The 6,673-nt window shown below is 71.6% G+C and carries 7 protein-coding genes; all 7 read right to left on the reverse strand.

Features of this window, described 5'->3' with window-relative positions; genetic code table 11:
• Positions 1 to 413: hypothetical protein (locus ABT381_RS34390; RefSeq protein WP_351601575.1), on the reverse strand; the 413-nt coding region annotated here is incomplete at its 3' end.
• A 239-nt stretch (positions 414 to 652) separates the two neighbouring features.
• A complete protein-coding gene (gene cbiE, locus ABT381_RS34395; RefSeq protein ID WP_351601578.1) occupies positions 653 to 1,873 on the reverse strand; it encodes a precorrin-6y C5,15-methyltransferase (decarboxylating) subunit CbiE in 1,221 nt (406 codons plus the stop codon).
• A gap of 121 nt (positions 1,874 to 1,994) precedes the next feature.
• Positions 1,995 to 2,627, reverse strand: a complete 633-nt coding sequence (locus ABT381_RS34400) for a GNAT family N-acetyltransferase (RefSeq protein ID WP_351601581.1) — start codon at positions 2,625 to 2,627, stop codon at positions 1,995 to 1,997.
• 202 nt (positions 2,628 to 2,829) lie between these two features.
• On the reverse strand, positions 2,830 to 3,681 hold the full coding sequence (locus ABT381_RS34405) for a MetQ/NlpA family ABC transporter substrate-binding protein (RefSeq protein ID WP_351601584.1): 852 nt from the start codon (positions 3,679 to 3,681) through the stop codon (positions 2,830 to 2,832).
• A gap of 76 nt (positions 3,682 to 3,757) precedes the next feature.
• Positions 3,758 to 4,486 (reverse strand): methionine ABC transporter permease, encoded by a 729-nt coding sequence (locus tag ABT381_RS34410; protein ID WP_351601588.1) that lies wholly within the window; start codon positions 4,484 to 4,486, stop codon positions 3,758 to 3,760.
• Positions 4,483 to 5,535 (reverse strand): methionine ABC transporter ATP-binding protein, encoded by a 1,053-nt coding sequence (locus ABT381_RS34415; RefSeq protein ID WP_351601591.1) that lies wholly within the window; start codon positions 5,533 to 5,535, stop codon positions 4,483 to 4,485. The genes ABT381_RS34410 and ABT381_RS34415 overlap by 4 nt, the downstream gene beginning before the upstream one ends.
• Before the next feature lie 420 nt (positions 5,536 to 5,955).
• On the reverse strand, positions 5,956 to 6,597 hold the full coding sequence (locus tag ABT381_RS34420; RefSeq protein ID WP_351601594.1) for an HAD-IA family hydrolase: 642 nt from the start codon (positions 6,595 to 6,597) through the stop codon (positions 5,956 to 5,958).
• Positions 6,598 to 6,673 lie beyond the last annotated feature (76 nt).

Consider the following 6,673-nt stretch of genomic DNA (forward strand, 5'->3'; position numbering starts at 1 on the left):
GGCGCGGCGGCCTGCGGCTGCGCCGCCTCCGGGCGGCCCGCGGCCTGCTCCTCGCCGTACGTCACCGTTTCGTACGGGGTCGGGTCGTACGCCGCCACCGGGTCGTACACCGCACCCCGTCCCGGGGTGTAGTCGGCGTGCTCCTCCGGCTGGTGCGCGGGCTGTCCGGGCGCGTAGTGGCCCTGCTGCTCGCCGTGCGCCTGCGGCTCGCTGCCCCAGGCGCCCTGGGCGCCCGGCATCAGCAGGTCGTCGTCCTCGGCCGGCTCGGCGGTGTCGAGGTACGCGTACGCGTCGTGCGGCTGCTGCGGGCCGGCGTCGGCAGGGGCGGGAGCGGCCGCCGGGAGCGGCCCTCCGGGATGTCCGCCTGCGTTCTCCGGCAGTCCCTCGCCCGGGACCTGGCCGGTGTCGGTCATGCGTACCCCTCGCCCATCGGTAGTGCTCCTTCCAACCGCTCGTCCGACGCGCTCGACCGCGGCACGCGCCGACCGCCCCCATAGCTAGAACGAGCGAGCGCGCCTCGCGGCACGTCCGCCCTCAAGAGCATCTTGTGCGGTCAAAACCTCGGACTTTTCCGGATATTGACCCACGACTCCGATCGCGGAACGGCGGCGCAACGATCCGCCAGCCTACCTCGCGCAGGTGACCGATCCGGTCAGGGGTGATGCACGCGGTAACCGCACACGAGGAAGACGACCGCCCGCTCCCGCTCCACCCATACGGAGGTGTCCAGCTCGACGGACTGCAGGAGCGCGCACTCGACTTCATAGCCGCCGTCGGCCAGCGCGCGGCCGAGCGCCTCCGCTTCGTCGCGGGTCGAGGCGTGGGTGACGATGCGTTCGGGGCGGCGGGCCGCGCAGGCGGTGACCACGGCCGTGCCGCCGGCCCCGATGCGGACGACGTCCGGCTCCGGGAGGTCTTCGAGTACCTGGGGCGCGCGGCCGTGCACGACCTGGAGCTGTACGCCGTACCGGCGGCTCACGGCTGTCGTGCGGGCGCAGGCGTCCTCGTCGGCGTCGACGGCGATGACGGCCGCGCCGAAGCGGGCGGCCTCGACGGCTGCCGCGCCGGAGCCCGCGCCGATGTCCCAGACCAGGTCGCCGACGGCGGGCCCGAGGCGGGCGAGCTGGGCGGTGCGCAGCTGGCCGGACTCACCCTCCGTCAGGCCGCCTCCGTACGCGCTGTCGGAGAGCCCCCAGCCGCGCGGCCCGGAGGGGTAGCCGACCTCGCGGCCGGCGAGCCAGCCGGTGCCCTGGGTGGCGGCGCTGCCGGCGGGACCGCCCACCACGATGACGACGTTGGGGTCGCGCCACACGTGGTCGGCGGCCTTGTCGGAGGTGAGGACCGTCACCTGTTCCTGGGTGGTGCCCAGCGCCTCGCAGATGACGAAGGTGCGGTGCACGCCGCGCAGCAGGAGGGCGAGTTCGGCGGGTCCGGCCCCGGGCGAGGTGAGGACGGCGACCTTGGTGTGGGCGCGGCAGACGTTGACGGCGCGGCGCAGGTCGCGGCTGTGCGCGACGACGATCTGGGCGTCGTCCCAGGGCATCCCGGCCCGGGCGAAGGCGGCGGCGACGGAGGAGACGGCCGGTACGACCTCGACTTCGAGGCCGTGTTCGGGTGCGCGCAGGGTGCGGACGACGCCGAAGAAGCCGGGGTCGCCGTCGGCGAGTACGACGGCGGTGCCGCGGTGCTGGGCGATCCGGCGCGCCGCGAGGCCAACGCTGCCGAGCCTGATCCGCTCGGCGGCGGGCGGTACTTCCTTGAGCGCCAGGTGGTGGGCGGCGCCGGCCACCAGGGTCGCCGCGCCCAGTGCGGAGCGCGCGGCGGCGGTCAGAGGCGAGCCGTCCCACCCGATCACGGTGACGCGGTCGGCCATCTGCGGATGTCTCCTGGTCTCGTCGTGCGGTCGGTCCGTTGTGCGGGCGTGGATCAGGTGAGGGTACCCCGGGTGCCCCGTCCCCCCGCGGCGCCCTTCTCCCCCACTGCTCCACCGTCCTTCAGCGCCAGTCCGGATACGCGAAGCCGTCCGCGTCCTCGGTCCGGTCCGGGAGGCCGTCGAAGTCCTCGGGCAGCAGGCTCCACACGATGAGGTCGGTACGCATGTCGGTCCAGCCGCTCTCGGTGCGGGAGCGGGCTATCCAGGCGTTGCGGAGCACGCCTTCGCTGATGCAGCCGAGCTTCTGGGCGACCTGCTGCGCTGCGGTGTTGTCGGCGGCCGTCCGCAGCTCCAGGCGTTCGAACTTCTGGTCGCGGAAGAGCCACTGGGCGACGGCGAGCGAGGACTCGCAGGCGTAGCCCTCGCCGCGGGCCCAGGGGGCGGTGATGTAGGAGAGCTCGGCGCCGCGTATCCGCCAGTCGGTGTGGTCGATGCGGACCGCGCCGACCAGGCGCTGGGTGAGGAATTCGGTGACGGCGAAGGCGAGTCCGCGGCCCGAGGTGCGCACGGCCGGGGCGCCGCTGGTGACCCACTCCCGGGCGTGTGCCGTGGTGTACGGGAAGGGGTGGGCGGTCCAGGCGGCGACCGCTTCGTCGTTCATCATGTCGCCGAGCGCGGGGATGTCCGTGTCGTCGAAGGGCCGCAGTACCAGACGCTCCGTGCTGATGGAGATGTCCGGAAAGGTGGATGTCATGCAGCTGCTCCCACGCCGTGGACCGTAAAGCTCCGTAAAGCTCCGCGAATACGTTCGGGCGCTCCCGCCCGTCTTGAGTGCACAAGCATGCAGCATCTGCCTGCGAATGTGCCAAGTATGACGGCCCGCACCTGCCGCGATAAGGCAGGTACGGGCCGTCGTACGGGCGCCTGGCGGAGTCAGCTCGCCTTGCCGGCGGGGGTCAGCTCGCCTTGCCGAAGGAGGGCAGCACGGAGCCGTCCTTGTAGTGCGTCTCGATGAACTTCTTGACCTGGTCGGAGTTGAGCAGCTTCGCGAGCTTCTGCACGCGCGCGTCGTTCTTCTTGCTCTTGTCGACGGCGAGGAAGTTCGCGTAGGGGCTGTTCTTGGCCGACTCGATGGCCAGGGAGTCCGTCTTGGGGCTGAGCTTGGCGGCGATGGCGTAGTTGCCGTTGATGACCGCGGCGTCGTAGTCGCTCAGCTGCGGGGCCAGGAGTTCCGCCTTGGACTCCTTGATGGTCAGGCCCTTCTTGTCCGCGATGTCGTTCAGGCCGGGGATCGCGGGGGCGTCGGCCTTGAGCTCGATGGCGCCGGCCTTGTCGAGCAGCTTCAGGGCACGGGCCTCGTTGCTGGCGTCGTTGGGCACGCCGACGGTGTCGCCGGACTTCAGCTCGGAGAGCTTGTCGTACTTCTTGGAGTAGACGCCCATCGGCTCGACGTGGACGTTGACGACGGGCTCGATGTCCCCGTCGTTCTTCTTGTTCCAGTCGTCCAGGAATTCCTTGGTCTCGAAGTAGTTGGCGTCCAGGCTGCCGTCCTTGGTCGCCGGGTTGATCAGCTGGTAGTCGTCGAAGGTCTTGACCTGGATCTTGAGGCCCTCCTTGGGCGCCAGGTCCTTCTTGACGTACTCCAGGATCTCGGCGTGCGGGACGGAGGTGGCGCCGACGACGAGCGGGGAGCTCGCGTCGTCCTTCTTCTCCGTGTCCGGGTCCGAGGGGGCGCTGCAGGCGCCGAGGGCGAGGGTGAGCGCGGCGGCGGCCGCGACGGCGCCGGTGAGCTTGACGGTGTTACGCACGAAGAGTGCCTTTCTGACAGGTGGTGTACCGCCCGGCAAAGGGTCCGGGCTCCGGGGTGGTGGCTCAGAGCCCGTGTCAGGCCGCCTCGTCCGCGGTCTCGCGGGCCTTGGGCAGCTTCAGCAGGCGTACGGGGGCGGTGGCGCGGGAGCCGCGGCGGGAGAGCCGCCGGATCACCAGGTCACCGATGAGCTGGATGACGGTCACGATCAGGATGATCAGTACCACGGTGACGAGCATGAAGCGCGTGTCGTACCGCTGCTGGCCGTAGGTGATGGCCACGCTGCCCAGACCGCCGGCGCCGAGCGCGCCGGCCATCGCGGAGTAGCCGATGATCGTGATGACGGTGTTGGTCAGGCTGGCGACCAGCGAGGGCAGGGCCTGCGGGAGCAGCACCTTGAAGACGATGGTCCAGGTGCCGCCGCCCATGGACTGGGCGGCCTCGACGAGCCCGCCGTCCACCTCGCGCAGGGAGGTCTCCACCAGGCGCGCGAAGAAGGGGACGGCGCCGACGGCGAGCGGCACGACCGCGGCCGAGGGGCCGATGGACGTACCGGCGACGAGCCGGGTGAACGGGATGATCGCGATCATCAGGATGATGAAGGGCAGCGACCGGCCGATGTTCACGACGACGCTGACGACCTTGTTCACCACGGTGTTCTGCAGCTGTCCGCCGCGGTCGGTGAGGACCAGCAGGACGCCGAGGATGAGGCCGCCGACGACGGTGTAGACGGTTGCCCACCACACCATGAAGAGGGTGTCGAGGATGCCGTCGTAGAGCACCGGCTGCATGTCGTTCCAGTTCACTTCGCGACCTCCTTGGTCAGCACGGCGGCGTCCGTCTGCGGCGCTGTGCGCCCCACGACGTCGACCTGGAGGCCCTGCTCGCGCAGGAAGCCGATGGGTACGACGTTGTCCTCGAAGCGTCCGGGCAGCTCGATGCGCATCCGGCCGACCTGCTTGCCGCCGACGGTGTCCATGGCGGCGCCGAGGATCGACACGTCGACGTTGTAGGTCCGCGAGAGGGTGGAGATGACCGGCTCGGTGGCCGCCTCGCCGTGGAAGGTGACGTCCACGACCGTGCGGTCCTCGGCCGTGGCCTCGCCGGTGACCGGGAACAGCTCCGTGGCCAGCTCCGCGCCGGGCGTGGCCAGCAGCTCGGAGACGGTGCCCTGCTCGACGATCCGGCCGCCCTTCATCAGGGCAGCGGAGTCGCAGATGGTCTTGACGACGTCCATCTCGTGGGTGATGAGCAGGACGGTCAGGCCCAGCTGGCGGTTGAGGTCGCGCAGCAGCTGGAGGATGGAGCGGGTGGTCTCCGGGTCCAGCGCGCTGGTGGCCTCGTCGGAGAGCAGCACCTTCGGGTCGCCGGCCAGCGCGCGGGCGATGCCGACGCGCTGCTTCTGGCCGCCGGAGAGCTGGGCGGGGTACGCCTTGGCCTTGTCGGCGAGGCCGACCAGGTCCAGCAGCTCCAGCGCCTTGCGGGCGCGGTCGCGGCGGCCGACCTTGAGGATCTCCAGCGGCAGCTCGATGTTGTCCTGGACGGTGCGCGAGGACAGCAGGTTGAAGTGCTGGAAGACCATGCCGATGTGGCTGCGCGCGGCGCGCAGCGCGGGGTTCGCCCGCTGGCCGCGTCCGGCGAGCTCGGTGAGGTCCTGGCCGGCCACGGTGACCGTGCCCGAGGTGGGGCGCTCCAGGAGGTTCACGCAGCGGATGAGCGTCGACTTGCCGGCGCCGCTCTGGCCGATGACGCCGTACACCTCGCCCTCGCGGACGTGCAGGTCGACGCCGTCCAGCGCGGTGACCTCGCGGTCGCCTGAGCGGTAGACCTTGGTGAGGCCCGTAGTGGTGATCACAGGGATATCCGTCATGGTCGAGTGCTCGGCGGCTCGTCCGCCGGGCACGGGGCATTCATTGCGGAGTGCGGCATGGGGATCGCGGAGGCATGCGGGCGGCGGGCGCCCGGCTCCGGGGTCCGGTGACGCGGGGCGGCCGGGAGTGCGTACGGAGCGCGTGCGTACGGGAGGTACGGGGCGCTTCTGTACGCGTCGTCCGGCACATGGCAGCGGGTCTCGCTTCGGGGCGCGAGGCTCAGGCGGGGGCCCTCAGCGGTCACACATTCGACACAGGCAACGAGCACCGGGCGTCAGGTGCGCCTCGGTCGCGGGGGTGCGGCAGCTCGTCGTGGTCATGCTGGCCAGTAAACCAGACAGGCGTACGGACCGATCAAGCCAGTCCGGATGACGGACTCGGGTGACCGGTCCGTGGACACCGGCTCAGTCCGCCGTCGTGATCTCCACGCCGTCCGCCGTGGCCTGCGCGGACACCGCGGACAGGTCCGGTACGACCACGTCGGCCACCAGCTCCTCCGGGCCGGTCGTTGTGGTCAACGCCACGGTCTTCGCGCCCGCCGCGCGGCCCGCCGCGAGTCCGGCCGGCGCGTCCTCGAAGACCGCGCAGCGGGCCGGGTCGACGCCCAGGTGCCGGGCGGCGAGCAGGAACGGCTCGGGGTCGGGCTTGCCGCGGGTGATGTCGTCCGCGGTGATCAGGTGCTTGGGACGGATGCCGACGGCGGCGAGCCGGGCCTCGGCGAGCTTCCGGGTGGCGGAGGTGACCACGGCCCAGCGGTCGGCGGGGAGCGAGTCCAGCAGGGCGCGGGTGCCGGGCAGCAGCACCACGCCGTCCACGTCCGCGGTCTCCAGCTCCTCGATGCGGGCCAGCGCCTCGGGGGCGCGCTCGCCGGGCAGCAGGTCGGCGACGATGTCGGCGGCGGGCCGGCCGTGCAGCTCGACCCGGGCGAACTCCCCCGTGACGCCGTACTCCCGTGCCCACCGCGTCCAGCAGCGGCGCACCGAGTCCATGGAGGAGACGAGCGTGCCGTCGTTGTCGAACAGGAGGGCGTCAACCGAGAGCTTCATGGTCGCCGAGGGTACGTGGTGCGCGGGGCCGGGCGCCGGGCCGGGCCCGAGCGCCGCCGGGCGGCGGGCGCCGATT

Source organism: Streptomyces sp. NPDC000151 (genome assembly GCF_040301705.1).
GTDB lineage: Bacteria > Actinomycetota > Actinomycetes > Streptomycetales > Streptomycetaceae > Streptomyces.

Coding starts and splice junctions, on each gene's coding strand:
- cbiE (WP_351601578.1), bottom strand. CDS start 1,873: ATGGCCGACCGCGTCACCGTGATCGGGTGGGACGGCTCGCCTCTGACC.
- ABT381_RS34420 (WP_351601594.1), bottom strand. CDS start 6,597: ATGAAGCTCTCGGTTGACGCCCTCCTGTTCGACAACGACGGCACGCTC.
- ABT381_RS34400 (WP_351601581.1), bottom strand. CDS start 2,627: ATGACATCCACCTTTCCGGACATCTCCATCAGCACGGAGCGTCTGGTA.